The 26228-nt window shown below is 61.3% G+C and carries 20 protein-coding genes; 9 read left to right on the top strand and 11 right to left on the bottom strand.

Going from position 1 to position 26228, the window contains the following annotated elements:
• The 4 genes from BMW89_RS32365 to BMW89_RS32350 all read right to left on the bottom strand — a co-directional run.
• A partial coding sequence (locus tag BMW89_RS32365) for a UDP-glucose dehydrogenase family protein (protein ID WP_143062868.1) occupies positions 1-692 on the bottom strand: 692 nt, incomplete at its 3' end.
• Between the two features lie 176 nt (positions 693-868).
• Complete coding sequence (gene fcl / locus BMW89_RS32360; RefSeq protein ID WP_092034252.1) at positions 869-1819, bottom strand: GDP-L-fucose synthase; 951 nt, start codon at positions 1817-1819, stop codon at positions 869-871.
• Complete coding sequence (gmd, locus tag BMW89_RS32355) at positions 1791-2861, bottom strand: GDP-mannose 4,6-dehydratase (protein WP_092034249.1); 1071 nt, start codon at positions 2859-2861, stop codon at positions 1791-1793. The genes fcl and gmd overlap by 29 nt, the downstream gene beginning before the upstream one ends.
• A 165-nt stretch (positions 2862-3026) precedes the next feature.
• Complete coding sequence (locus BMW89_RS32350) at positions 3027-4055, bottom strand: NAD-dependent epimerase/dehydratase family protein (protein ID WP_177196483.1); 1029 nt, start codon at positions 4053-4055, stop codon at positions 3027-3029.
• Between the two features lie 270 nt (positions 4056-4325).
• Here BMW89_RS32350 and BMW89_RS32345 point away from each other — a divergent pair, with 270 nt between their 5' ends.
• Positions 4326-5426, top strand: a complete 1101-nt coding sequence (locus BMW89_RS32345; RefSeq protein WP_177196482.1) for a glycosyltransferase family 4 protein — start codon at positions 4326-4328, stop codon at positions 5424-5426.
• Positions 5427-5508: 82 nt separating this feature from the next.
• Positions 5509-6669 carry a glycosyltransferase gene (locus BMW89_RS32340; protein WP_092034246.1) on the top strand — a complete coding sequence of 387 codons (1161 nt, stop codon included), beginning with the start codon at positions 5509-5511 and terminating at the stop codon, positions 6667-6669.
• A gap of 11 nt (positions 6670-6680) precedes the next feature.
• On the opposite strand, the gene BMW89_RS38215 is transcribed toward BMW89_RS32340, so the two are convergent.
• Positions 6681-6824, bottom strand: coding sequence for a hypothetical protein (locus BMW89_RS38215; protein WP_177196481.1), 144 nt, complete (start codon positions 6822-6824; stop codon positions 6681-6683).
• A gap of 544 nt (positions 6825-7368) precedes the next feature.
• Between BMW89_RS38215 and BMW89_RS32330 the strand changes: the two genes are divergently transcribed.
• The 5 genes from BMW89_RS32330 (at position 7369) to BMW89_RS32310 (ending at position 14006) form a co-directional block, all read left to right on the top strand.
• The gene (locus tag BMW89_RS32330; protein ID WP_244547746.1) at positions 7369-8592 is read left to right on the top strand and encodes a polysaccharide biosynthesis/export family protein; all 1224 of its coding nucleotides are present in this window, start codon (positions 7369-7371) and stop codon (positions 8590-8592) included.
• Between the two features lie 160 nt (positions 8593-8752).
• The gene (locus BMW89_RS32325; RefSeq protein ID WP_177196487.1) at positions 8753-10045 is read left to right on the top strand and encodes a glycoside hydrolase 5 family protein; all 1293 of its coding nucleotides are present in this window, start codon (positions 8753-8755) and stop codon (positions 10043-10045) included.
• A 33-nt stretch (positions 10046-10078) separates the two neighbouring features.
• Entirely contained in the window at positions 10079-11275 is a 1197-nt protein-coding gene (locus BMW89_RS32320) for a glycosyltransferase family 4 protein (RefSeq protein WP_177196480.1), read from the top strand.
• A gap of 56 nt (positions 11276-11331) precedes the next feature.
• Positions 11332-12543 (top strand): glycosyltransferase family 4 protein, encoded by a 1212-nt coding sequence (locus BMW89_RS32315; protein ID WP_092034236.1) that lies wholly within the window; start codon positions 11332-11334, stop codon positions 12541-12543.
• A gap of 71 nt (positions 12544-12614) precedes the next feature.
• On the top strand, positions 12615-14006 hold the full coding sequence (locus BMW89_RS32310) for a hypothetical protein (RefSeq protein ID WP_092034234.1): 1392 nt from the start codon (positions 12615-12617) through the stop codon (positions 14004-14006).
• On the opposite strand, the gene BMW89_RS32305 is transcribed toward BMW89_RS32310, so the two are convergent.
• Both BMW89_RS32305 and BMW89_RS32300 read right to left on the bottom strand, forming a co-directional pair.
• Positions 14003-15226 carry a glycosyltransferase family 4 protein gene (locus BMW89_RS32305; protein WP_092034233.1) on the bottom strand — a complete coding sequence of 408 codons (1224 nt, stop codon included), beginning with the start codon at positions 15224-15226 and terminating at the stop codon, positions 14003-14005. The genes BMW89_RS32310 and BMW89_RS32305 overlap by 4 nt on opposite strands.
• A gap of 255 nt (positions 15227-15481) precedes the next feature.
• Entirely contained in the window at positions 15482-16654 is a 1173-nt protein-coding gene (locus tag BMW89_RS32300) for a glycoside hydrolase family protein (RefSeq protein WP_244547745.1), read from the bottom strand.
• A gap of 73 nt (positions 16655-16727) precedes the next feature.
• Between BMW89_RS32300 and BMW89_RS37575 the strand changes: the two genes are divergently transcribed.
• Entirely contained in the window at positions 16728-17075 is a 348-nt protein-coding gene (locus BMW89_RS37575; protein ID WP_143062867.1) for a hypothetical protein, read from the top strand.
• Positions 17056-21417: a hypothetical protein gene (locus BMW89_RS32295; RefSeq protein ID WP_092034227.1), complete on the top strand. Its 4362-nt coding sequence runs from the start codon at positions 17056-17058 to the stop codon at positions 21415-21417. Before BMW89_RS37575 ends, BMW89_RS32295 begins: the two co-directional genes overlap by 20 nt.
• A gap of 249 nt (positions 21418-21666) precedes the next feature.
• Here BMW89_RS32295 and BMW89_RS32290 read toward each other — a convergent pair whose 3' ends face one another.
• From BMW89_RS32290 to BMW89_RS32275, 4 genes are all read right to left on the bottom strand, one after another.
• Positions 21667-22851: an acyltransferase family protein gene (locus BMW89_RS32290; RefSeq protein ID WP_092034224.1), complete on the bottom strand. Its 1185-nt coding sequence runs from the start codon at positions 22849-22851 to the stop codon at positions 21667-21669.
• Between the two features lie 193 nt (positions 22852-23044).
• The gene (locus BMW89_RS32285; RefSeq protein WP_092034219.1) at positions 23045-23596 is read right to left on the bottom strand and encodes a serine O-acetyltransferase; all 552 of its coding nucleotides are present in this window, start codon (positions 23594-23596) and stop codon (positions 23045-23047) included.
• 31 nt (positions 23597-23627) lie between these two features.
• Entirely contained in the window at positions 23628-25079 is a 1452-nt protein-coding gene (locus BMW89_RS32280; protein WP_092034216.1) for a lipopolysaccharide biosynthesis protein, read from the bottom strand.
• Between the two features lie 38 nt (positions 25080-25117).
• A complete protein-coding gene (locus BMW89_RS32275) occupies positions 25118-26167 on the bottom strand; it encodes an acyltransferase family protein (RefSeq protein ID WP_092034212.1) in 1050 nt (349 codons plus the stop codon).
• Positions 26168-26228: the final 61 nt, after the last annotated feature.

The raw sequence follows: 26228 nt of genomic DNA, 5'->3' as shown, positions 1-26228 counted from the left end.
ACCTTTTCGGAGAGGTCCGCGATCTCGTTGATGAAGGTGATCTTGGTCGCGAGGAACGCGTTGGCGGCGTATTTGATCATCTCGGCGGTGCGGCGTTCGGTGAACATCAACGGCGCCTGGTTCAGCGACAGCGGGCGGTAGATGTCGCCCATCACCTTGCGGCCGCGCTCGTCGGAGGTGCCGACCACGACGCGGTCGGGGAATTTGAAATCGCGGATCGCCGCGCCCTCGCGCAGGAACTCGGGATTCGAGGCGACGACGACGTCGGCCTTGGGATTGGCCTCGCGAATGATGCGCTCGACCTCATCGCCTGTGCCCACTGGGACAGTCGACTTGGTCACTACGACGGTGAAGCCGGACAGCGACTGCGCGATCTCTTTCGCGGCCGCGTAGACATAGGACAGATCGGCGTGACCGTCACCGCGACGCGATGGTGTGCCGACCGCGATGAAGACGGCATCGGCATCCGCAACCGGCTTCGACAAATCGGTGGTGAACTCCAGCCGCTTGGCTTTCACATTGGCCGCAACCAATTCGTCCAGGCCGGGCTCGTAGATCGGGATCTCGCCGCGATGAAGTGCCGCGATCTTCTTCTCGTCCTTGTCGACGCAAATGACGTCGTGACCGAAATCCGCAAAGCAGGCTCCGGACACCAGTCCGACATAGCCCGTTCCGATCATCGCGATTCGCATGAAAAACTCTTTCCGTTGAAGACGGATGTTCCGCTGAACACCCTAGACCATTTCTCTATCCGACCGCTCGCCCAACATTAGGGCAAGTTGCAGAGCGAACTGAATAAACCTTAGCCGCCGCGCGTAACAGGCGTTGCGGACAACGCCTGAAATACGCGACATGCATTTGTTGCATTCTACATATGCGATAGATACGCCGCGTATGCACGCCTCAAGCCATCCTCGAGCGAGGTCGTGGCACGCCAGCCGAGCTTTGCGAGGCGGCTGACGTCGAGCAGCTTGCGCGGCGTGCCGTCGGGACGCGCGGTGTCGAAGCTGATCTCGCCGCCGTAACCGACTGTCTCGGCCACAACACGCGCGAACTCGGCGATGGTGATGTCCTCGCCGGTGCCGATGTTGATCAGTCCCGCACCCGAATAGGTCTTCATCAGGTGCACGCAGGCATCCGCCATGTCGTCGACATAAAGGAACTCGCGCCGCGGCGTGCCGGTGCCCCAGACGATGACACTCTTCGCGCCCGCAACCTTCGCTTCGTGGAAGCGGCGGATCAGGGCAGCGACCACGTGGCTCAGTTCGGGATGATAATTGTCGCCGGGGCCGTAGAGATTGGTCGGCATCACGCTGATGAAGTCGCTGCCATACTGGCTGCGATAGGCCTCCGCCATCTTGATGCCGGCGATTTTTGCAATTGCATAGGGTTCGTTGGTCGGCTCCAGCGGACCCGTCAGCACCGAATCCTCGCGCAGCGGCTGCGGGGCCAGCTTCGGATAGATGCAGGACGAGCCCAAAAACATCAGCTTCTCGGCGCCGTTCTGATGCGCGGCCTGGATCACGTTCGCCGCGATCGCGATGTTCTCGTAGATGAACTCCGCACGCAGCGTGTCGTTGGCGACGATGCCGCCGACTTTTGCGGCGGCCAGGAAGATCACTTGCGGCCGCACCTTCGCGAACCAGTCGAACACCGCGGCCTGGTTACAGAGATCGAGCTCACGCCGGTCGACCGTGACGAGCTTGACGTCCTCCCGTTCGAGCCGGCGCGCAATCGCGCTGCCGACCATGCCGCGATGGCCGGCGACATAGACGCTTTTGCCCTTCAGCTCAAACAGTGCGTTTGCCACTGCCAGCATCCCGCTTTGCGTGCGCCAGATCGCTCGCCATCATCTCCGCGACGAGCTCTGCAAAACTCCGCTTCGGCTTCCAGCCGAGCACGTCTCGCGCCTTGCTGGCGTCGCCGACGAGGAGATCGACCTCGGTCGGACGGAAATAGGTCGGGTCGATCTTCACGACCGTCTTGCCGCTCGCCTCATCGATGCCGGTCTCATCAACGCCCGCCCCGCGCCATGTGATGCGGCGGCCGACCTGCGCGAACGACAGCTCAACCATCTCGCGCACCGAGTGCATCTCTCCGGTGGCGAGCACGAAATCGTCGGGCTTGTCGGCTTGCAGCATCAAGTGCATGCCTTCGACGTAGTCGCGCGCATGGCCCCAGTCGCGCCTGGCAGAGAGATTGCCGAGATAGAGAGTCTGCTCCAGCCCGACCTCGATGCGCGACACGCCACGGGTGATCTTGCGGGTGACGAAGGTCTCGCCGCGGATCGGGCTCTCGTGGTTGAACAGGATGCCGTTGCTCGCGAACATGCCGTAGGCTTCGCGGTAGTTGACCGTGATCCAGTAGCCGTAGAGTTTCGCGACGCCGTAGGGCGAACGCGGATAGAACGGCGTGGTCTCCTTCTGCGGGATCTCCTGCACGAGGCCGTAAAGCTCGGAGGTCGAGGCCTGGTAGAACCGCGTCTCCTTCTCCATGCCGAGGATGCGGATTGCTTCCAACAGCCGCAGCACGCCGATGCCGTCGGCATTGGCGGTGTATTCCGGGCTCTCGAAGCTGACGGCAACGTGGCTCTGGGCGGCGAGATTGTAGATCTCGGTCGGCCGGATCTGCTGCACCAGGCGGATCAGATTGGTCGAATCCGTCATGTCGCCATAGTGCATCAGGAACGGCACGTTGCCGACATGCGGGTCCTGGTAGAGATGATCGACCCGCGCGGTGTTGAACGAGGACGAGCGCCGCTTGATGCCGTGCACGACATAGCCGAGCGACAGCAGATATTCGGCGAGATAGGCGCCGTCCTGGCCGGTCACGCCGGTGATGAGAGCGATCCGCTCAGACATGATCCACTCAGCTTTGGGCCTGCGCCCGGTTCCCGGGAAAGATGTTCAGGGAACGGATAACCACCGTTCGCGCCCGCTGACAAGGTCGGCGGCCACCAAAAGCGCAAGAACCAGCATAAGAACCGGCATTCCCGGGCGGCACGCCGGGTACCGTCGATCGCGGGATCAGACGCCGTGGTACTTTCGATACCATGCGACAAAGCGGCCGAGGCCGTCCGCAATCGACGTCGACGGCGAGAAGCCGACATCGCGCTGGAGCGCGGAAATGTCTGCGCGCGTCTCCAGGACGTCGCCGGCCTGCATCGGCAGCAGCTGGCGGATTGCCGGCTTGCCGATGATCTTCTCCAGCGTCTCGACGAACTCCATCAGATTGACCGAGCGGTTGTTGCCGATGTTGTAGACGCGATACGGCGCATAGCTCGACGAATTTTCCGGCGCTTCCGCATTCCACGCGGGATTCGGTGCCGCGGGCCGATCGAGGGTGCGGATCACGCCCTCGACGATGTCGTCGACATAGGTGAAGTCGCGCCACATGTCGCCATTATTGAAAATCCTGATCGGCTCATTTGCGAAAATGGCGCGCGTGAACAGCCAGGCGGCCATGTCGGGCCGGCCCCACGGACCATAGACGGTGAAGAAGCGAAGGCCGGTCACCGGCAGCTTATGAACATGGGCGAACGTATGCGCCATCAGCTCGTTCGCCTTCTTGCTGGCGGCATAGAGGCTGACGGGATGATTCACCGAATGCTCGGTCGAATACGGCAGGGTGCGGTTGGCGCCGTACACGGAGCTCGACGAGGCGTAGACGAGATGCGCCAGGCCATGGCGCCGGCCAGCTTCGAGCACGGTGACGAAGCCGTCACAATTGGCGCGGATGCTGGTGATGGGATCGTCGATCGAGGCACGCACGCCGGGCTGCGCCGCCAGATGCACGACGCGATCGGGCGAGACCTCGTCGAAAACGCGCGTCACTGCAGCGAAGTCTGCGAGATCGATCTCGTAGGATTTGAAACCTGGACGATGCTCGAGCGTTGCGAGGCGCGCACGCTTCAGCGCGGGATCGTAATACGGGGTGAACGCATCGATGCCAACGACCTGCTCGCCGCGCGCCAACAGCCGTTCACAAACGTGCATTCCGATAAAGCCGGCTGCACCGGTCACGATCACTGGCCGCAAAGTTGTCACCTCGTTCATTCCGCGATTGCAATGCCAGACCAGGACAACAGAGGCAAGGTTTGGACGATTGCGACAATCATCAAATCAGCGCTCCATGTAAGCGCATCGAAATGTGTAGGAAACATGATGGCGCCATGCATCGTCGCATGCTATCCGCCTGCGAGGATGCTCTGACGATAGCGCCAACTGTGCTACACGTCATAGAACGTATATTCGTCGCGCATGCTCAGTCTTGAGGCATTGCTCGCGCAAGGCACGCGCAAGAACCCGCAAAGAAAAAGATCGAATTTGAAACTCTCCATCAACGGCAGGTTCCTGTCACAATCGCTTACGGGCGTGCAGCGATACGCCGCCGAAATCGTCAAGGCGATGGACCGTTTGCTCGCGAGCGGAGAGGCTCCGCGGCAACTGCTGGATGCAGAGTGGCAGATCCTTGCGCCGCTGAATGCGCAGACGCTTCCCGGTCTTCGCCGCATCACCATCAAGCAGGTCGGATCGTTGCAAGGCCACGCCTGGGACCAGATCGATCTGGCGCGCGCGGCCGCCGGCACGCGCCTCGTCAGCCTCGCCAATTCCGGCCCCGTGCTCCACCGCGATCATCTCGTCGTGATTCACGACGCGCAGGTTTTCAGGCGGCCGGACTTCTTCAGCTGGCGCTACCTCGCCCTGCACCGGACGCTCGGCCATCTGCTGGCGCGCACAGCAACGATCGCAACAGTTTCCGCGTTTTCACGCAACGAACTTGCCGAAGTGCTGTCGCTGGATCCGGCATCGATCCCCGTCATCGCGAATAGTGCAGAACATTTCGCGACTATTACGCCTGATATCTCGATCATCGAGAAGCTGCGTCTTGCACCCCATCGGTTCTTTCTCTTCGTCGGGTCGATGACGAAGAACAAGAACGTCGACACCGCCATTCGTGCGGCCGAGCAGCTTGGCCGCGCCGATTTTCCGCTGGTCGTGGTCGGCGGCGACAACAGCAAGGTGTTTGGCGGCGGCGCTGCCGAGCAGAAAGCCGGGATCGTCATCGCCGGGCGCCTGAAGGACGAGGAGATCGCGGCGCTGTTCTCGCAAGCTGCAGCCTTCGTTTTTCCGAGCCTCTATGAGGGCTTCGGCGTGCCTCCGCTGGAAGCGATGTTCTTTGCCTGTCCTGTCATCGCGAGTTCCGCCGACGCAGTGCGCGAGACCTGCGCCGATGCCGCGGTCTATTTCGACCCGCTCAACGCAGGCGAGTTGTCTGCACGGATGCGCGAAAGAATTGAACTCGGCGGGATTTCGCCTGCGGAACAAGAAAAACAGCGGCAGCGGCTTTCGACATATTCCTGGGCCAAGTCCGCCGCGGCGATGCTCGAATTCCTCGCCAAACCCGCGTCCGGCCCGACACGATGACGCGGCCCAATTATTGCTGCTTAGAGGCACTAGACGTGCGTTTGCCAGATCTGGAGTCTGCACGACAAGAAAGGATTGACCGTTGTCCAGCGGCCTGAAAGTTCTGCATGTCGCCGAAACGGTCAGGGGCGGCATCGCAACCTACCTTAACGAGCTGCATCCGCATCAGAGCGCGAGCTTCGGGCACGGCAACGTCAACTATGTGGTTCCGTCCGACCATCGCAGCGACCTGGTGAACATCGAGGATGAGGCCGTCACCACGTTTCCGCGCGACGGCCGCAACGCGATCGGCCTGTTTCGCATGCTGTTTGCGACCATGCGCGCGGTCCGGCAGCTTCGGCCCGATATCATCCATCTGCACTCGTCGTTCGCCGGCCTCGTGGTGCGCCCGGTGCTGTGGCTGACTTACCGGCGCTCGCGCATCGTCTATTGCCCGCATGGCTGGGCGTTCGGCCGCGAGACCGGCCGCCTCAGCCGCGAGGTCACCAAGTTCACCGAGCGCGTGCTGTCGAAATTCACCGATCGCATCGTCTGCATCTCGGAAAGCGAGCAGGCCGACGCGAAGCAGGTCGGAATCGCGGCAAATCGCCTCGCTCTTGTGCACAACGGGATTTCCAGGCAGCGCCCCGCGCTCGACAAGGGCGCCGCGCCGTGGCGGTCGGACAAGATCAAGGTCCTCTTCATCGGACGCCTCGACCGCCAGAAGGGGTATGACCTCCTGATCGAGGCGGCGCGCGCGCTCGGCGACAAGCTCGATGTGCGCCTGATCGGCGCTTCCGTCGTCAGCAAATTCCGCAGAAGCGACCTGCCCGCCAACGTCTCGTTTCTGGGCTGGATGAACCGCAACCAGATCGAGGCCGAGCTCGACCAGGCCGACATGGTCGCGATTCCCTCACGCTGGGAGGCGTTCGGCCTCGTCGCGATCGAGGCGATGCGGGCGGCCAAGCCGATCATCGCGTTCCGCATCGGCGCGCTGCCCGAGATCGTCGAAGACAACGCGACAGGCGTGCTGTGCGACGAGGTCTCGGCCGAAAAGCTGGTTGAAGGTTTTCAACGCGCAACCGGGCTGGACCTGCCTGCGGTCGGCCGCGCCGGATATGAGCGCTTCACCCGTCTCTACGACATCGAGCAGACCCACCGCACCCTCAGCGAGGTCTATACCGACGTCCTGCACATGCGGATCAGCGAATCCGGGCAGCAGGCGGAGTTGCAATCCGACTTCCCGAACAATCTGCGATCGTAGCGACCGGCCGATCAGGCCAGCCGGCGGGCGTCATCCTGCGCGAATTCGGCGTCGATGACGCGGTTGTCCGAGAACGACCACGCGATCGCGAACATGACGACCATCGCGCAGATGAGAAAACCGGCCGCGAACAGCAATGATCCGGCGTGCAACATCGTCTTAGCCTTCCTTATTGATTGACCGACCACTAGCCGGATCGGGATTTAGGAAGACCTTACGGACACCAGCGCGACGCCAGCTTCCGAATCTAAGCGTTAACGGAGGTGGAATCCCGTCGCAGAAATATTGATCCGATACCCCGGCGAGACGTCAGCCCGAGCACCTAGTCCGCAGCAGGACGACGAAAGTACAACGCCAAGTAACTCGGAAGCGAATCCAACACTTGAAGTTTACGGCGATATCATCTCGCGACGATGCCGTCGCTGATGCAGGTCCATCGCCGCGCGCTGCTCACAAGTTCGATCGCCGCCTCAATCGTGACGTCGATCCGACACGTGTGTGTCTGGTTTGCGAACTGCTTATTAAAGAGGACGTAGCGCACAAAAATTAAACAGCAATTCGCGCGTGTATGCGGGTTCACGAGTGGCAATAAGGTCACAGCCATAAGTGCTTTACCATAAAGTCGAAGAGGTAGCAGTGACTCTGCAGCATGGGATTTGTACGGTGATTCCGATTTTAGATGAGTACGAGGGAATTCTGGTGGCTAAGACCGAACGTTTTAATTTTGATTTCGGGATTAGCCGAATCCTGGCTGTTGCTGCGATCGGCATCTCCCTGGCGGGTTGCAATGGCTTCATTCCGTTAGACGCTCCTGATGCCGTCACAACGCAATCAAATGCTGCGCTCATCACCGAGCCGACCGCGCCGCTCGCCTATGCGCTGATGCCGGTCAATCCGGCGATCCTGCAGGCGACCAACGCTTTCACGGACTCCTCCGGAATGATGTTCTCCCGCCTTCCCGGCGGCAATTATCGCGACGTCACGATCGGCATCGGCGACATCGTCACCGTGACCGTGTACGAAGCGCAGGCTGGCGGCCTGTTCATTCCGCGTGAAGCGGGCGTGCGGCCGGGCAACTTCGTGGACATTCCGCGCCAGCAGGTCGACCAGTCCGGCAACATCAACATTCCGTACGCCGGTGCGATCAAGGTCGCGGGGCTGACGCCGCGCGCCGTTGGGAACATCATCCGCGAGCGCCTCAAGGACCGCGCCATCGACCCGCAGGCCGTCGTGAGCGTCGCCGAACAGCGCGGCAACCAGATCAGCGTGCTCGGCGAGGTCAACTCGCCGCTGCGCTTTCCGGTCGATCCGGGCGGGATTCGCCTGATGGGCGCGATCGCGCGCGCCGGCGGCCCGAAATATCCGTCCTACGAGAGCACGATCACGATCAAGCGCGAGGGCCGCACCTACAGCGAGACGATGTCCTCGGTGGTGCACAACCCCAACGAGGATGCGCTGCTCGCGCCGGGCGACGTGGTCTTCCTGACCCGCATTCCGCGCGTCTACATGGTGTTCGGCTCGACGCCGTCTCCGGGCTCGATCGGCGGCACCAACAACCGCCGCTTCTCGTTCGAGAACGACAACATGTCGCTGGCTGAAGCCATCGCGAAGGCAGGCGGCCTCGACGGCAATCGCGCGGACTCCAAGTCGATCTACGTCTATCGCTTCGAGCCGAAGCCGCTGCTGGAGAAGATCGGCGTCGGCGTATCCCAATTCCCGACCAAGACCGTCCCCGCCGTCTACAAGTTCGACATGAGCAAGCCCGACGGCTGGTTCCAGGCGGATACGTTCCGGATGCGCGATCATGACGTGATTTCGGTGGCGGAATCGCCGTCAACCGAGTTCATCAAGCTGATGAACCCGCTGAACGCGGCGACCACCAATGCGGACAACATCAGCTCGGTGGTCGTGAACTCCAAATAGCCCAACCCGGCGCGCTCGCTCAGGAGCGCGCCGACATGGTTGCTTCACCCTATTGGGGCCACAGAAGAGGAATAACCCTGCCGGGTTGACGCGAGCAGGAGTGGATACAGGCGTGACCGAGCAAAAGAGGAAACGCGCAACTCGTCGTTTCCAGGTTCTGATGTGCGGGCTCTGCGTCGCGGCCGGCCTCTCATATCCTGCCAGCGCGCAGAATGCGCAGCCACTCGACCAGCGCTTCCTGCTGGGCGTCGGCACGCACCAGGGCCTCGGCGGCATCACCAGCGCCCGCGGCTACGTCCCTTCGATCGCCATCAAGCAGATCAAGGAGCTCGGGGTCACCTCGTTCCGCGACGACTTCCCCTGGTCGGATTTCGAGCTGCCCGGCAAGCGGCTCGGCTTCAATGCCCTGAACGGCCGCCTCGAGACCCAGATCAGGACCAGCGGCACAATCCCGCTGCTGATTCTCGGGGCCGGCCATCACCTCGTCCCGAACTCCGATCCGCCGACGACCGACGAAGCGCGCGAGCGATTCGTCAGCTATGCCGCGACAGCCGCGCAAGCGGTCGCGATGCGGAAGCCGATCTTCGAATTGTGGAACGAGTACAACCTCAGAGCACGCGCAGAGCCGCAATTCACCGTCGAAAATTACGTGACGCTCGCGCATTTGGTGCAGCCCGCGGTCAAGCAGGCGGTGCCGTCCGCGCCCTTCGTGGTGGGCGCGCTCGGCGACGATCCGGGCTGGAAATGGACCGATGCGCTGCTGAAGACCGACCTGCTCAGCATCGCGGACGGGATGTCCATCCACATCTACAACCATTGCTCTGCGCCAGCCGGGCGCACCGCGGCGGAAGCGATCGAGCGGCTGGAAACACTTCATCAACGCGTCGCAAAGGCGACCGGCAATCCCGACTATCCGATCTATCTGACCGAAACGGGCTGGCCGACTCCAACTGCGAAATGCGGCGTGACCGAGCAGCTTGCCGCCGACAACATGGCGCAGATCATCCTCTGGGCCTCGACCGCAGGTTCCTGGCTCAAGGGGATATGGCTGTACGAGTTGAAGGACAGCGGAACGAAGCCCGGCGAACTCGAGGACAATTTCGGCATTTATCATTTCGACAATTCGCCGAAGCCCGCGGTCTGTTCCATTCGCGAGAGCTGGGCCTTCATCCGCAGCAGCCTGAAGGCAACGCGAACCATACCAGCGCCGGGCGTCGTGCAGATCCGAAGTGAGAGTGGATCGGAAACGAAACTGGCGCTGTGGTCGGAGACGCCGTCGAAGCGCTTCGAAGTTCGATTAAAAAATGCGGAACCTAATGCCGAGATCAGCTATGTATGTCAGCAAGCGCCGGGCCCTGCCGCCGGTGCCTGGACGGCGTTGTCGACGACGCCGTTGCTTGTCAGCGTCAAGGGCACGGCCGTGCCGGATGTCGAAATCCGGCCATCGAACTGACGCTGCGGCGGGCTGCTGAATTCGGGGCTACCCTTGAAAATACTGATCGTTAACACGCTCTATCCGCCCGAAATCATCGGCGGAGCCGAAGTGTCCGTGTCGCTGCTCGCAGAAGCGCTGGTCCAGCGCGGCCACCAGGTTGCGGTGGTCTGCCTTCAAAACAAGCAGGATCGTACCATCGACGAGCTCAAGGGTGTGCGCGTGTACCGTATGCCCCTGGACAACGACTACTGGCCGTTCGGCAACGACAGGAAGCCATCCTCGGTGCAGCGCCTGAAGTGGCATCTGCAGGACACATGGAATCGCAGATCCGCGGCGCGTTTCGCCGAAATTCTCGACATAGAAAAGCCCGAAGTCGTCCACACCAACAACCTCACCGGATTTTCGGTCTCATTGTGGTCGCAGGCCAAGCGGCGCGGCATCCGCATCGTGCATACGCTGCGCGACTATTCCCTGCTCTGCAAACGTTCGACCTTGTTTCGCGGGGACGCGACATGTGCGCACCGCTGCACACTGTGCGCGACCATGACCTCGCCCTATCTGCTGGCCTCGCGCATGGTCGATGCAGTGGTCTCGAACAGCCAGTTCGTGCTCGACCAGCACACCAGGCTGAAATATTTCCCCGGCACCGACGGTCGGGTCATCTTCAACATCGCCGATCCAAGCTCGGTGGTGCCTTCACCAGCTTCGAGCTCGGATGATCTGATATTCGGGTTCATCGGCAGGATCGAGGCTGAAAAAGGTATCGAAGTAGTTCTAAAGGCCGCCGAGCAGCTTCCTGCCGAGGGCTGGCAACTGAAAATTGCCGGAAAGGGACTTGAGGATTACGTGCGGGCGCTCAAAAGCCGCAGCAGAGGGAATGTCGAATGGCTTGGCTTCGCCAAGGCAGCCGAATTCTATGCCAGCATCGACGTCTGCCTGGTGAGTTCGGTCTGGCCGGAGCCGCTGCCGCGAACGCTGATCGAAAGCATCAACGCGGGCCGGGCGACTATTTGTTCTACAGCGGGAGGGATTCCCGAGATCGCGGGGTTTTCCAACATGGTTGGGTCCTACGAGCCCAACGATCATAGACGACTGGGAGAATTGATGCTGAAGGCCCTCGACGAGAGATCACACTGGAAGATTGCGCGGCCTCCCCAGCCCGGATTTGCCGAAAGGTTCTCAGCGGATTCAGTGACAGGACAATATTTGGACGTCTATTTGAATAACAATCGAACCAACCGGCAATAAGCCGAAACGGAGATTTCAAGAAGCCATTTGGCAGGGTAGCTGGACAGACCTTTTCGATGAAGATCCTTATCACGTCATCCCTCTATCCGACGCCGTTGGCTCCTAAGGTGGTCGGGGGCGCGGAAACGTTTGTCCGCCGCCTCGCCGAGACCCTGGTCGGGCAGAACGACAGCGTGGAAGTGATCCGCGCGGCCTCCGCACCGAACCAGCAGATGGAGAGCTGCAACGGCATCGACGTGTATTCGGCGCCCGTGCGCAACATCTATTTTCCTTTCGCCAAGCAGCACAGCGCGCCGGTGCGCGGCATCTGGCACGCGATCGAGGACTGGCAGCAGATGTCGGAGATCGTCGCGGCCAGGATCAAGGCCTTCAAGCCTGATATCCTGCACTCCAACAATCTCTCCGGCCTGACGACAGCCGTGTGGCGGACTGCGGCAGAGATGGGCATTCCGGTCCTGCACACGCTTCACGACTATTATCTGACCTGCCCGCGCTGCTCGCGCTTCTCGGACGGGCATGCCTGCGAGGCGAGCTGCATGAGCTGCCAGCTGTTGACGCTTCGCCGCCGCGGCGCGACGAGACATCTGGACGCCGTCGTCGGCGTCAGCCAGCGCATTCTCGACATCCATACCCGGCTCGGTCTCTTTACGCAGACACCGCTGAAGATCGTCATTCGAAACGCCTCGACGGCCGACGTCGGCAGCGAAGAGGCGACCAAAGTCGACGGCACCGTCACGTTCGGCTTCATCGGCCGGCTGACCGAAGAGAAGGGCATCTACAATCTCGTTCGCGCTATCGCGACGATTGCGCCCGAGCGCATCCGGCTCGTCATCGCGGGGCACGCATCCGAGGGCCAGCGCAAGCACATCAAGGAGCTGGCTCCGAATGCACGGATCGAGTTTCTCGGCTTCGTGCAGCCGAAGCAGTTTTACGAACAGGTGAACGTCGTGGTCGTCCCCTCGGTCTGGGAAGATCCAAGCCCGCTGGTCGTCGCCGACGCCCAGGCCGCCTGCAAGCCCCTGCTCGGCACGCCGTTCGGCGGCATTCAGGAAGCGATCAAGCCCGGCCTGACCGGCTGGCTGACGTCGCCCGATCCGGCCTCGATCGCCAAGAGCATTGCTGCGATCGTCGAAGCGCCCCAGCAAATCGCGGAGATGAGCGGACGATTGAAGTCCGGTATCGACAAATGGGCCTTTGACGACGTGGTCACCGGTTATCGCAACGTCTTCGACCAGCTCATACGCGGCCGCGGCATGGCTCGGACCTAGCAGAGGCGGACCGCGATGCCGCCAACGCCCTTCAACCATCCCGCCGTGTGTTCTCTCACGCATCGTCAGACATGATCAGCCTGCTCGCATTCGGCAGCTATATCTACCAGAGTGCGACCGCGATCATTTTGATCTTCGCCGTCAGCCATATCCTTTCTCCGGCCCAGTACACCTCGTTTTCGCTGGCGCTGGCCACGAGCCAGCTGTTCTGCGTCTTCGTGTTCGAATGGCTGCAGCTGGCCGGCGTTCGCTTCCTCGCCGCCGCGTCCGGCGCGGAAGCCGCGCGCCTGCGCTTCTCGCTGTTCGCGGCGGGACTGCTCAGTGCGCTGGTTCTGCTGCTCGTCGGCAGCGTGGCGGGGCTGGTGGGTACGCTGGAGACAAGCGTCGTTGCCCTCGCGCTGGCGATGGCGGTGCTGCAAGGCGCCACCGACCTGTATTTCATGATCGTGCGCGTGTCCGATCGGCTGGCGACGGCATCAGCGCTGCTGATCCTGCGCGCCAGCGTGCTTCTGGCCGGCGCCGTCGCGGCCGCGCAGCTCTATGGCAGCGCCGCGGCAACGCTGTGCGGCATCGCTGCAGGCTACGGCGCGGTGCTGCTCGTGAGCCTGATCGTGCATCGCACCTCGCTCGGGCGACCGTCGCGACACGCCATGCTGACGGATTGGGGCAATTTCTGCCGCTACGGCGTTATGGCCGCGGCCGCCTCCGTCATTCATCTCTCCGTCCCCGTCACATTGCGCCTGATCGTGATCGCCACGCTTGGGCGAGAATCGACGGGAGCCGCCGGCTTCTCGATGGCGATCGACCTCCTGCAGCGGCCGTTCTCCGTTCTCGTCGCCGCCATTCACACCGTCTTCTATCCCAATGTCGTCGTCCAGTTCGAACGCGGCGTCGACGGCGAAGCACGCGGAGCAACTGCCCGCATGCTCGATTTCATCCTGTGTGCGACGATCGTGATGCTGGGCGGATTGATCGGCCTTCTGCCCGATGCGGCGCACCTGTTCGTCCCGGCCGATCTGCTGGTCGATTTTCTAGGTGCAGCGCCGGTCGCGGCGCTCTTCTATTTCTTCCACACCCATCTTCAGGCCACACTCGCGATCGTGCCGCATTTGACCAAATCCGCGACGCGGCTGGTGGTGGTCGCGGCATGCCAGCTGGTGCTGGTCTCAGCGGCCTCCACGATCGGCGCGTTGCTGCACATATCGGTTGCCGGACAAATCGCGAGCGCGGCATTGGCCACCGCGCTCGTCATCCTCTTCGCCAGCGGCCCGCTGATCCGGTTCCGGGCCGCACCGCGAGGGCTGCTGATCGTCGAGGCAACCGTCGCGGCAGCCGCGATCGCCGCGCTCGCGGCTGCTCCGTCGGATTCCCTGCTCTGGCTTACTGGAAAGATCGCCTTTGCCGGCCTCGCCGTCGTCCTGGTGACGTGGCGAGGCGATCTGCTGGCCTTGGCGCGCAGCTAAACCTTCACCGCGTGAGCCAGCGAATTGCCGCTGGCATCGCCGATCAAACCGTAGATCCTGAGGGTCTCGTCGACCATCGGCCCGACACCGAAATATTGCTGGGCGCGTGCCAGGGCATTGCGCGACAGCACGGCGCGCGTCGCGGGATCAGCCAACTTCTCGAGCGCACCGACGAGCGCATCGACGTCCTCGAACGGCACGATGAAACCGGTCTGCCCCTGGATGATCTGATCCGAAGCACCTCCGGCCGGAGTCCGCACCGGCACCAGACCCGTCGCCATGGCCTCGGCAACGCCGAGCGGGAAGCCCTCGAACCGGCTCGGCAGCGCGAACACATCGGCGGCCCAGAGGATCTCGCGGACGTCGCCCATGAACCCGAGGAACTTGAACGTGTCCTTGTCCTTTGCACCGGCGTAGGCAAACGACTTGATCTCCTTCTCGCGCTCGGGTCCGCCGCTGCCGACGAAGTAGCACTTGATGTCGATCGGCGAAGGACTAGCGCTGTCGCGGATCTTGCGCGCCGCCTTGATGAGGAGATCGTGGCCCTTCACCCAGGCGAGACGGGCTGCCAGCAGACACATGAACTCACCCTCGGCGACGCCGAACTTCGCACGCGCATCGCGGCGCTCGGCATCGGAGGGCGGACGGAAATGCGCGGTGTCAACGCCGCCATAGACCTTGGCGATCCGGTTCTTGCCGAACAGCACGTAGCGCTTGAGATGCTCGAGCGACTCCTCCGACATCAGGATGAGGGTGTGGGGAAAGAACAGGTTGAAGAACAGGACCTGGACCGGGCTGAAGGTCGATTGCGGCGCGTTCTGCACCTTCTCGATGTTCCCGAGCACCGAGGGATGATAGGTCGCGACGCAGCGCGCGCCGGTGAGCAGCGACAGCAGCCTGCCCCACATCAGCATGCCGAGCCCGTGGACGTTGATCACGGTGATGTTGTTGTTCCGGATCAGCTTCAACAGCTGCATGAAGATCGACAGCGAAGGCAGCTTCCGAAGTCCGGGGACGACGTGCCATTCCTTGACGGCCGCGGCGAGCTTCTGGCGCTTGTATTCCGATTTCTCGTCCGACCGCACGGCGCCGGAAACCAGGTGGATCTGCACACCCCGGGCGTGCAATCCCGTGGCCAGGGTCTCGCAATAGGATGCAATCCCGTCATTGCAATTCACGACCTCAACCAGAAACATCACATTCGGGGCGGGATCTTGCATGGGAATGGCCTTACTCCGTTCAATCAAACGAGACATTAACCAGTGCTTAGCGGCAAATTTCGTGCCGTGCCAGCTGTTTGCCCGCACTAAAGCGCGATGAGATTGGGATGAATCGTCATCGCGCTTTAGGTTGTTGTTTGCGCATGATCTTTTCGGAAAACCGCTTCGCACTTTTCCGGATCATGCACCAGCGATGCGCACCCGACATATTGACGTTGCGGATCTGCGACGCCGCGCCCGGCCGACAAAGCCGCTTCAGAAACCCCGTTTCTGGAGTTCGGCGGCTTCCGCCGGAGTGAGCTTGCCTCCGGCGAAGCGTGACACGAGATAGAGCGCGATCTTCGGCCGGTTCAGATCGTACATCAGGCCAAAGCGGTTTTCCGGAGGTTTCTTGCCGGGCTCATCGACGATTTGGTAGATGTTGACGCTGTCGACCACAACGTCCTTCTGATCTCGAATGGCCGTTAGCATGCCGTTCAAATTCTGAAGACAACGCTCGGTTGCAGCATCCCCGGGCGCGTTGCCGTAATCGGGCTTGTAGATCTCGCCACAATTGACCTCGTTGAAGAGGACGTGCCTGCGATAGGAGGCGAGCTTCTTGAACAGGTCGAAGCGCGGGTTCCAGCCGTTCCAGGCGTGATGCGGATCCTGTCCCAACACTTCATAGTAATGGTACGAGATCAGATCGTAGTGAACGCCGCGCGCCTCCATGAAATCGAGAAAGCCGAACATGGTGGACGTCGTATTCAGGATCTTTTTCAGATGGAGTCCGCTCTCCTGATTGATCCGGTCGATCGCGTCGGACGCTCCGCGCAGCACGGCGGCCCAATCCTCCATGGCCGGCATCTCGAATTCCGCGGCGCTCATTCCGCTGCCGAAGAGGCGCTTGTCGTTGCGGTCGCGGGCAACAAGATTGATCTCGTTCTCCAGCTCCCACTGGTCGATCTCATCCTTGAACTGTTTCACGAATGCATACGTCCGGTTGTATCCCTGCTGATACAGAGCCTCGCGATCCCCGGCAGGATACAGGCCGGAATCGGTGCGGTCGCCCCAACGGAACGGGAAGCCGAAAATCGGTTGCAGCCTTATTCCGTAGGCCTTGGCCAGCTGGTTCGTCTTCGCGAACGCCGGACCTCCCGTTTGCTCGTTGTCCTTCGTCAGGTTCACGCCCCATCTGAGCACGGTGAAGCCGCGCTCCTTCATCACGCGAAAGAACGGCTCGGGATCCTTGCGCATCGCTGAAGGTCCGTTCAGGCCCCACTCCAGCGCCTCGGCAGACGACGGCACCGACGCGCTCGTCACAGCGACAAAAAGAAGCGCACTGATCTTCCGCAGAAAGTTCCATCGCATCCGATCTCTGACTCCTCGCGGCTCTCGGGAAACTTCGGAAGACTCCAGTCGAGCCTTCAACGCCAGAACATTTGTCACATTCGAAAGTTCGGCCCGTGTTTTTACGGCACCCCGCTTCTAGGCAATTCGATCTGCTCTGGCCAGAGTCTTAATGCCGCTTAACGCAATCGAGCTCGATGCTGCCTGTGCAACAAGCAAATGCGCTTCGATTGAGCAGCGGCACAACATCGATCGAACATCGTCGTTGCATCGCCATCGCGACGTCACGCTGACAGCACATTGGCGTGGTGATTCACAGATCAATCAGTCCAAGCAGATTCGTTCGCTGGCCCGCACCGTGCGAGACGCTTCGGTGGAGAGAATCTCCGCGGTGCGTCTATTTTTACCAATCTCACCAACTCGAAAAAGAGAGATTGGCCGATACGACAGATACAAGCGGCAACGAAATCTCGCGCTCCAGAAAAGGCTTTGGAATTCCGATGACTACCGCATCACCTGATCAGACGATCCTGTCGGCGAGCACCTTCATTAGTTCCATCGGCGTCAATACCCACACTGGCTATTCGTGGGGGGGCTACAACAATCTCGCCCTCGTGGAGGACGACCTCAAATATCTCGGCGTCACCAAGCTGCGCGACGGACTCGCGTCGAGCCCGTCGGCACAACCGATCCTCGATGGACTTGCGAAAGACGGCTACACTTTCGACTTCGTGGTTCAGTCGAATGTCCCGGCCGGCGGTGCTTCCGCGCTTCAGGCTTATCTGGATTCGGTCAAGGCGTTCGAGACCAGCCATCCCGGCAGCATTATCGCGCTCGAGGGCCTCAACGAAGTCAACGTCGATGCGTTCAGCCAGAACGGAACCCTGACCGTCGAGGTCGCGGCGCAATTCCAGGCCGCCTACTACAACGCCATCAAGGCCGACGCCACGCTCAGCAAGATTTCGGTTTACAACCTGTCGTTGGGCTATAACGACTCCACCGATTACGTAAAGCTCGGCGACCTCTCCGGAGCGACCGATTACGCCAACTCCCACGCCTATGTCAGCACAAGCCTGACGCCCGCGGCCGCCCTTCAGGCCCTGCTTGCCAATGCCAAGTCGGTCACGGGCAGCGATCCGGTCGTGATCACCGAGACCGGCTACACCACCAAGAGCGACACACCTTATATTGGCGCCGACGAGAACGTGCAGGCCAAGTCGATCCTGAACACGCTGGTCGATGCCTATAAGGACGGCGTCAGCACCACCTATCTCTATCAACTGCTCGACGCTTCGGCGGACAACGATCCGTCCAACCCCGAGTCGCACTACGGCTTGTTCAACAGCGACGGAACCCCGAAGCTCGCAGCGACCGCGATCCACAATCTGACGACCATCCTGGCCGACGACGGCAAGGGCGGCCACACGCCGACTGCCTCGCTGAACTATACGCTCGACGGAATGCCGGCGACCGGAAACAGCATGGTTCTCGGCAAGAGCAACGGCGCCTACGAGCTGGTGGTCTGGGCCGAGCCCAAGATCTGGAACGACGCCACCGACACCGAGATCGCAAATCCGACCAATTCCGTCACCATCAATCTGGGTAGCGTCCACCATTTGATCAGCGTTTACGACCCGTTAAAGGGCACCTCGCCGATCGCCACCTACACCGACGTCAGCCAGATCGTGGTTCCGGTCACGGATCATCCCCTGATCATCGAGATCGACGCTCCGGCAGGCGGCGGCTCAGCTCCACCCGCGGTAACCGACGTCAGCGGAACCGCCGCCGACATCGTGTCGCAGATGTCCGATCTGAACGCCTCAGGCTCGCTTCAGACCATCACGCTCACCGATACCCATGTCCTTCCGGTCGCTTCGGAAGCGACCATGAGCTACATGATCTCGCATTACGCGACTGCGCTGGCAGCCATCCAGGGCGGCTATCAGTTCTCCGTCACCAACTCCACTTCGACCTGGAGCGTGACCAAGGTCTACGACTCCGCGGCCAAACTGCTCTCGACCAGCACGTCCAATTTCACGGGCGGCGTCATCACCAGCAAGGTCACCGTCAACACCGACGGTTCATCGGATAATTTGGCCTACAGCGGCGGCAAGCTCGTCCAGGACGTGACCCTCTCGGCCAGCGGCAACAAGGACACCAAGAGCTACGATACCAGCGGCAATCTCACCGCGGATATGGTCCAGAACAAGGACGGCTCGTCCTCGAACACGCTGTATTCGGCCGGCATCAAGACCAAGGCCTACATCACCAATGCCGACGGCAGCCACGACAATTATTACTACAACATCACCGGCCAGTCCTACACCGGCGAGCACGATCATCTCGATGCAAACAACAAGCTGCTGTCGATAAGCCGAACGCATGCCGACGGCACGATGGCCTACAGCCAGGTGCTCAACAGCGACGGCAGCAAGGTCACGACCCAGTACGACTCGACCGGCCACAAGACCTCGGTCATCACCGCCACGTCGACGGACACCACGACCAACTTCTACACCACGGCGGGCGTGCTCAAGCAGACGGTCGTGCAGACGACCACCGGCAACGTGACGACCACGAACTACAACGGCTCTCTGCTCGCGTCGGTCTACGTGGTCAACGCCGACGGTTCCAAGGACTCGAAGCTGTACGATTCCAACGGCGTCATCACCAGCGACTCCGTTCAGAACACGGATGGCTCGTCCTCCAACACGTTCTACACGGCGGGTGTCAAGACCAAGGTCTATGTCACCAATGCCGACGGCAGCCACGACAATTATTCCTACAACATCACCGGCCAGTCCTATACCAGCGAGCACGATCATCTCGATGCGAACAACAAGCTGCTGTCGATAAGCCAGACCCATGCCGACGGCACGATGGCCTACAGCCAGGTCCTCAACAGCGACGGCAGCAAGGTCACGACCCAGTACGACTCGACGGGTCACAAAACCTCGGTCGTGACCGTCACGTCGACGAACACCACGACCAATTTCTACACCACCGCCGGCGTGCTGAAACAGACGGTCGTGCAGACGACCTCCGGCAACGTGACCACGACGAACTACAACGGCTCGCTGCTGGCGTCGGCCTACGTGGTCAATGCCGACGGGTCAAAGGACTCGAAGCTCTACGACGCCAACGGCCTTATCGCCAGCGACCTCGTCCAGAACAAGGACGGCTCGTCCTCGAACACGGTCTATACGGCCGGCGTCAAGATGAAGGTCTATGTCACCAACGCCGACGGCAGCCACGACAATTATTACTACAACATCACCGGCCAGTCCTACACGACCGAGCACGACCACATCGACCCCAGCGGAAGCCTGCTGCTGGTCAGCCGCACCCACGCCGACGGCTCGATGGCCTCTAGCCAGGTGCTGAACAGCGACGGCAGCAAGGTCACGACCCAGTACGACTCCACGGGTCACAAGACCTCGGCCGTCACCGTCACCTCGTCGGCCACGACCACCGACACCTACGATGCATCGACCGGAGTTCTGAAGCAGGAGATCGTCAAGACCAACTCCGGCAACACGACCACCACGAACTACAGCGGCTCGCTGCTGGCGTCGGTCTATGTCGTCAACGCCGACGGGTCAAAGGACACCAAGCTGTACGATTCCAGTGGCAAGCTCGCCAGCGACCTGGTCCAGAACAAGGACGGCTCGTCCTCGAACACGGTCTATACGGCCAGCGTCAAGATGAAGGTCTACGTCACCAACGCCGACGGCAGCCACGACAACACCTATTACAACATCACCGGCCAGAGCTACACGACGGAGATGCAGCACACCACCGCTGCCGGTGCATTGACGATCCTGACCCGCCTCCACGCTGACGACACCCTCGCCTACAAGCAGGTCATCAACAGCGACGGCAGCAAGGTCACCGACCTCTACGACAGCACCGGTCACAAGACGAGCGAGATCCTGAACGGCACCGACGGATCGACCACGACGGACGCCTACAATTCGACCGGCGACGTCTCCCAGCACGTCGTCAAGACCGCGGGCGGCGACGTCACGACCTCGAACTACGCCAACGGACTGGCCACGTCGATCTACGTCGTCAACGCCGACGGCACAAAGGACACCAAGCTGTTCGACAGCAGCGGCAGTCTGACCAGCGACTACGTTCTGAACAAGGACGGGTCGAATTCGACGACCTTTTATACGTCGGGCGTCAAGACCAAGGCGTACATCAACAATGCCGACGGCACCCACGACAACTATTCGTACAACATCACCGGCAAGAGCTATGTCACGGAGCATCAGCATCTCGACGCCTCGAGCGCGGTGACCCTGATCGAACGTTCGCACGCGGACGGCACGTTCGACTACACGCAAGCTCTCAAATCGGACGGCAGCAAGGTCACGGATGTCTACGACAGCACCGGGGTCAAGACGACCGAGACCCTCAACAACGCCGATGGCAGCTCGGACATCTTCAAGTTCAAGCTCTCTGGCCTGCCGGGTGCCGTCGAGCACGACAGCTACAATTCCGGTGGCTCGCTGCTCTCGATCGACGTTGCCAACAGTGACGGCACCCACACCGTCACCGCGGTGAGCACGGGACTGACGCTGAACGGCGGAACCGGCAACGACGTCTTCTCCGCAGCGCCGGGCACCACGACCATCATGTTCGGCGGCGGCAACGACCAGATCAAGAGCTTCCACGCCGGAACAGCGTCCAACCACGACACGATCGAGATTCTCAAATCACTGGTGGCCGACTACAGCCATTTGCAGGTCTCGCAGTCGGGCTCGGACACGCTGATCCAGCTCTCGACGACAGACTCGATCCTGCTGAAGAACGTGAATTCGACGACGCTCGATCACGGCAACTTCCTGTTCGTCTGACACGGACAAGCACGCCGGCAGGTTCGCCTGCCGGCGCGTCTTTGGGACGACAGAAAAAACGACCTCAGCGCGGCCGCACGACCGTTGCCGCGCCGGTCTCTCGGCGAGCGGCGAAAGCTGCCGCAACAGCATCAACTTCAGCTTTCCGCCGCGCATGAGGGTCGCCATTCCTCACCTCGACCGGCGCATCCGGTGTCGATTGCGATCTCGGCAATCGTATAGCGTGTGAAGAAGACCGGTGATCGGCGCTCAATCAGACTGCTGAACGATCTGGCGCTGATAGCGCAGTCGTTCAGGCCATCTGATTTTCTTGATGAGCTTCCTGGCAGCCAGCGCCGGACGTTCGACAAACCACCACGAAAAGGCTGCGAAACCGACGGTCATGACGATCGCGGCCGCAGATGCCAGGTTCAAACCTGGCCATAGATGGGCAAAAGCCTGCTGGAGCGGGAATCCGTACAGATAGATGCCGTAAGAATAATCTCCGCTGAGCACGACCTGATTCCTGGCGGGATTCGCAACGCCCAGGAACACTGTGACATATGTCGCCGGCAAGGCTACGAGAAGGTCCCCATTGGGAAGTCGAAACAAGAGATACATCACCGCTACGGAAATGCCGAACAGCGCGAAAGACCACTTGATCTTGCTGGCGTAGAAATAGAACAGGACGCCGACGAGGAACGATATCGGCAACACTCCGGCCTTGGCGATCAAGGGCGACTTTGCTTCATGAAAGCTATACCAAAACACCGCGAAAAGATGAGCTGCGACGATTGCGACGATCAGCAACGCTCTGCTTTTCTTCAAGCCTGCAAACGCAAGAGCTCCGAGCACGATGTAGCAATCCAGCTCCCACGGGACTGTCCAAAGCTGCTGATTGACCATGTTCGGCCGCGGATTGTCCAGGAACACGCCAGGTAGCGTGAAATGGATCCATCCAACGATGTTCAGGAGATAAGCCCAAAATCTCGGATGCGAAAAATACTCGGAGAGCGGTAGCGCGGTAAACAACGCCCCGATCAGAAACGCGCTCAAAAGAACTTCGACGATGAGCGCGGGCGCAAGCCTGATGATACGAAGTGCAAAAAACTCCACCAGGGTAGACGTTCGCGCCAAGCTTCCGGCTACCAAAAAACCACTCAGTGCGAAAAACATAGGCAATATGCAGGCTGCGAATGGGCGAACGGCAGGCGGAAAAAAGGCGTTAGCTGCCTCGTCGCCCAAACCGGTCTGGAAAATATGCACTGCGACTACGCTCAAAGCGAGAGCCAGTCTGAGGTAGTCAAATCCAGTGGGCCGCCCGCTGGCCGCCGCGATCTTGTCCTCAAGCGTCATCGAGATTGTTCCAGAATAGAAATACCTAAACACATAATGAATAGAGACGAGATGCAATGCAACACGATTAGAGATGAGCAGCAATGCAACCGGGTTCATGCGAGAGTTGCCTGTCCCGATGGATCATCTCAGTTGCAGGTCATGCCTCCGCCATCTCGAGAGTCGGAGCCGCCTGCGGCGCGGAACCATTGCTGGTTCTGAACCGTGCGAAGACTGATACGAGCTGAAGATGAGCCTCTTTCGAGCGCAATGACGCGATCATCGGCAGGACGCTTGCGCGCGTCCCGCTGCTTCAGGCCCGAATCAGGCCTGGAGCTTGCGCGCGCACGACCCGCGCCGGCGCGCCCGCAACGACGGCATTCGGCGGAACGTCACGCGTCACGACTGCGTTGGCGGCGACGTTGACACCCGCGCCAAGCGAAATCGGACCGACGAGCACGGCACCAGTATAAATGACGGCATTGTCGCCGATGGTTGGGCAGCCCGGTTCGTCCCACGCACGCCGGCCGAGGGTCACGTTGTGATACAGCATGACCGAACGACCGATCCGCGTCCCCTCACCGATCACGACACCGGTCGGATGCGGCAGGATCAATCCCGGGCCGATCTCTGCGAGAACCGAGATATAGCAACCTCGCCGCATCAGCGCCCGCACCAGCAGCCAGGTGATCTGATGACCCCAGCGTGTCTGGAAGCGCAGCATCTTGGCGATGCGCCAGGTCGTGATCACGGCAAAGCCGGGGCTCGTGAGCAAGGCGATGAAGGCCGCGCTCACACCGGACTTGCCGGTATTTGCCATCAGGTCCTCGCGCCACGGAATTCCTGCCTGGCGCTCGTCACCCATTCCCGCTCCTGAAGACATCCGCCAATCTCTACTAGCTTGCCGAGGGAAGGTTTGCCTGGACCGGAGCCGAACCGCCAAGCAACGACTGCACGCTGCTCCAGATCCGGCGCCTGAAGACCACGTAGCTGCCGAGCACGATCAGCGTATAGACGGCGGTTGCGATCAGCCAATGGGACAGGCTTGCGACGTCCCCCCTGGTCGCGACGAGCGCGCACACTGCGCCGAGCAAAGTCGCGACCGTGGCCGGCATCAGGGCGCCGAACAAGGACGCATAGGACACCGCGCAGTTGCGGGCGCCGACCATCAGCATGAAAGCGCAAACCAGGATCGAAACGACCAGGTACACGACGGCCACGGCAGTGAGCCCGAACGGCAGCGCCACGACAAAGGCGAGGATCATGCTGGCGCTGTTGGCGGTGGAGACCCAGAACTGGAGCCGGGCCTTGTCGTGAGCCAACAGGATCGGGCCGGCATAGGCCGCGATCGACTGTGCCGCGCCTGCCGGCGCGAGGATCGCGATCAGCGGCAACACCTCCTGCCAATGCGGCGAGAGGAACGCCGCAACGGGATATTTCAGCCCGAACGTCAGATAGATCATCGCCGGGAACGTGATCATTGCCGTCATGCCGAGGACCGCGCAGATCGCGGCCTTGCGCCGTTCCTGCTCTCCGGCGCTGTTCATCCGGCTCAGGGTCGCCATCAGAACGCCTCCGCCCGGCCATGAGAGAATCATCAGCGGAAGCGTCATGAACTGGAATGCGAGGCCGAACAGGCCGACCGCCGCCGCGCCCAGCTTGGCGCCGATCATGAGATTGCCGACGTTTCTCGCGGTGAAATTGAGGACGTTCGAGGCCAGCACCCAGCCGCCGAACGACAGCATCAGGGCGACGCCGCGCCATTTGAAGGACAGATCGATGTGGCGCCTGGTGTTCACGTAGAACGCGATGGCGCGCAACGCCTGCATCAGGACATAGTAGGCGATCAGCGCCCAGATCCCCCATCCGAGCAGGGCTCCGGCCACGCCCACCGCCGCGGAAGCGAGTGCCGCACCGGCTTCGATCAGCGCGATGGTCCGATATTGCAGGGAGCGCTCCAGGACCGCGCGCGGGCCCATCGCGGAAATGGACAGGACGACGGAACCGGAGAAAGCGGCGAGCACGGACGGCAGTCCCGCCATGTTGACGGCGGCGCCGAGCGGCTTCGACATCGCAGCCAGCACGAGCGCGCAACCGATCCCGATCGCGACCATCAGCGTCGTCGCCGCGCCGGCCTCCTCTTTCGTCAGCGACGTCCGCTGGATCATCGCGCTCGACAGGCCGAGATCGGTCAGCATGGAGATGAACGCGATGAACGGCAGCGAGAACGCCACCAGCCCGAATTCCGTCGGCGTCACGAAATAGGTGATCAGCAGCGTGATGAGGAACTGAACCGCCGACTTCACGACGTTCACACTCGACATCGAGAGCAGATTCTTGATGATCATGACGTCACCCGTGCGTGATTGTTTGCGAGGGATGGCGCTCAGGCGACATAACGGGCTTCACGACGCACTCCGAAAAACAGGCCCCGCAGCGCCGGATCGAGCAGACGGCGCAGTCTCACCTCGATCAACTCGTAACTCACCGTGCAGGCAATCAGGGCCACGATTAACCCAAGGCCCGCAAACCCCGCCCAGAGAAGCCAGAGGTTCACGCCGTGCGCGGCGAGCTTGGTCCCGATGATCTGCAACGGGAACAGCGCGAAGGGATGGACCAGATAGAGGCTGTAGCTGATCTTTCCGAGGAATTGGAGAGATTTGCCGCTCAGGGCCACGGCGACGCCGGAGTCCGGAGCAATGACCATCCCAAACAGCAGCGCGCCAGGAATCAACCCCACTAGCGGGTGCAGATATTCGATCGACATGTACATCGCGGCACCGCAGAGGATTCCGGCCAGCACGCCCGGCCACCCGGCGATGCGGATCCGCAGGTCGACGAAGCTGAACAGCAGTCCGACCAGAAAGAACGCAGCGATCGGGCGGTAAATGATGCCTGCGGCGGCGAGCGCGACAAACGGCGCCGCCAGCATCCAGTTCCTCGCCGCCGCCAGGAAGGCGAGCGCGAACAGGATGTAGAACGCCCATTCATAACTCAGGGTCCAGGCATTCTGCTGACCGATCGGCAATCCCAGCGCGTCCGGCAGAAACGCAAGGTTGACGAAGAACAATTTGAGATAGGTCGGCAGGTCGATGCCCTTGAAGAACTTGTAGCCGACCAGCGGCCCGATCGTGAAGAGAATCACGTGCAGGATCACGAAGACCGGAAGAATGCGCAGGCAGCGATCGAGGAAAAATTTCGCGACGCTGCGGTGACGCACCAGGCTCGCAGGAATCAGGAAGCCGCTGATCATGAAGAACAGCTCGACCCCGTGCCCGCCCATGTTGACCGTCGCTTCAAACCACGGCCAGATCGGAGGCAGGAAGCCCGCCAGAAGCGGCATGTCCTGAAGATGGACAATCAGCACGCTGAGCGCGGCGACGCCACGCAGCCCCTGGATCGCCTCGACGAAATTCTTGCTGTTTCCGCTCGCCATTACGATCCGATACCAAGATGAAGGAAAGTTCCGGACCAGAGCCCGTGCCGCACACCGCAGC

This window comes from Bradyrhizobium sp. OK095, assembly GCF_900109945.1.
Classification (GTDB): Bacteria; Pseudomonadota; Alphaproteobacteria; order Rhizobiales; family Xanthobacteraceae; genus Bradyrhizobium.
This window is presented reverse-complemented; position numbering and strand designations above follow the sequence as displayed.

Bases quoted from the DNA above. Each gene is read 5' to 3' on its own strand.
- fcl (WP_092034252.1), bottom strand. From the start codon at position 1,819: ATGCTGGCAGTGGCAAACGCACTGTTTGAGCTGAAGGGCAAAAGCGTC.
- gmd (WP_092034249.1), bottom strand. From the start codon at position 2,861: ATGTCTGAGCGGATCGCTCTCATCACCGGCGTGACCGGCCAGGACGGC.
- BMW89_RS32350 (WP_177196483.1), bottom strand. From the start codon at position 4,055: ATGAACGAGGTGACAACTTTGCGGCCAGTGATCGTGACCGGTGCAGCC.
- BMW89_RS38215 (WP_177196481.1), bottom strand. From the start codon at position 6,824: ATGTTGCACGCCGGATCATTGCTGTTCGCGGCCGGTTTTCTCATCTGC.
- BMW89_RS32325 (WP_177196487.1), top strand. From the start codon at position 8,753: ATGTGCGGGCTCTGCGTCGCGGCCGGCCTCTCATATCCTGCCAGCGCG.
- BMW89_RS32315 (WP_092034236.1), top strand. From the start codon at position 11,332: ATGAAGATCCTTATCACGTCATCCCTCTATCCGACGCCGTTGGCTCCT.
- BMW89_RS32310 (WP_092034234.1), top strand. From the start codon at position 12,615: ATGATCAGCCTGCTCGCATTCGGCAGCTATATCTACCAGAGTGCGACC.
- BMW89_RS32305 (WP_092034233.1), bottom strand. From the start codon at position 15,226: ATGCAAGATCCCGCCCCGAATGTGATGTTTCTGGTTGAGGTCGTGAAT.
- BMW89_RS37575 (WP_143062867.1), top strand. From the start codon at position 16,728: ATGCCGCTTAACGCAATCGAGCTCGATGCTGCCTGTGCAACAAGCAAA.
- BMW89_RS32295 (WP_092034227.1), top strand. From the start codon at position 17,056: ATGACTACCGCATCACCTGATCAGACGATCCTGTCGGCGAGCACCTTC.
- BMW89_RS32290 (WP_092034224.1), bottom strand. From the start codon at position 22,851: ATGAACCCGGTTGCATTGCTGCTCATCTCTAATCGTGTTGCATTGCAT.
- BMW89_RS32285 (WP_092034219.1), bottom strand. From the start codon at position 23,596: ATGGGTGACGAGCGCCAGGCAGGAATTCCGTGGCGCGAGGACCTGATG.
- BMW89_RS32280 (WP_092034216.1), bottom strand. From the start codon at position 25,079: ATGATCATCAAGAATCTGCTCTCGATGTCGAGTGTGAACGTCGTGAAG.
- BMW89_RS32275 (WP_092034212.1), bottom strand. From the start codon at position 26,167: ATGGCGAGCGGAAACAGCAAGAATTTCGTCGAGGCGATCCAGGGGCTG.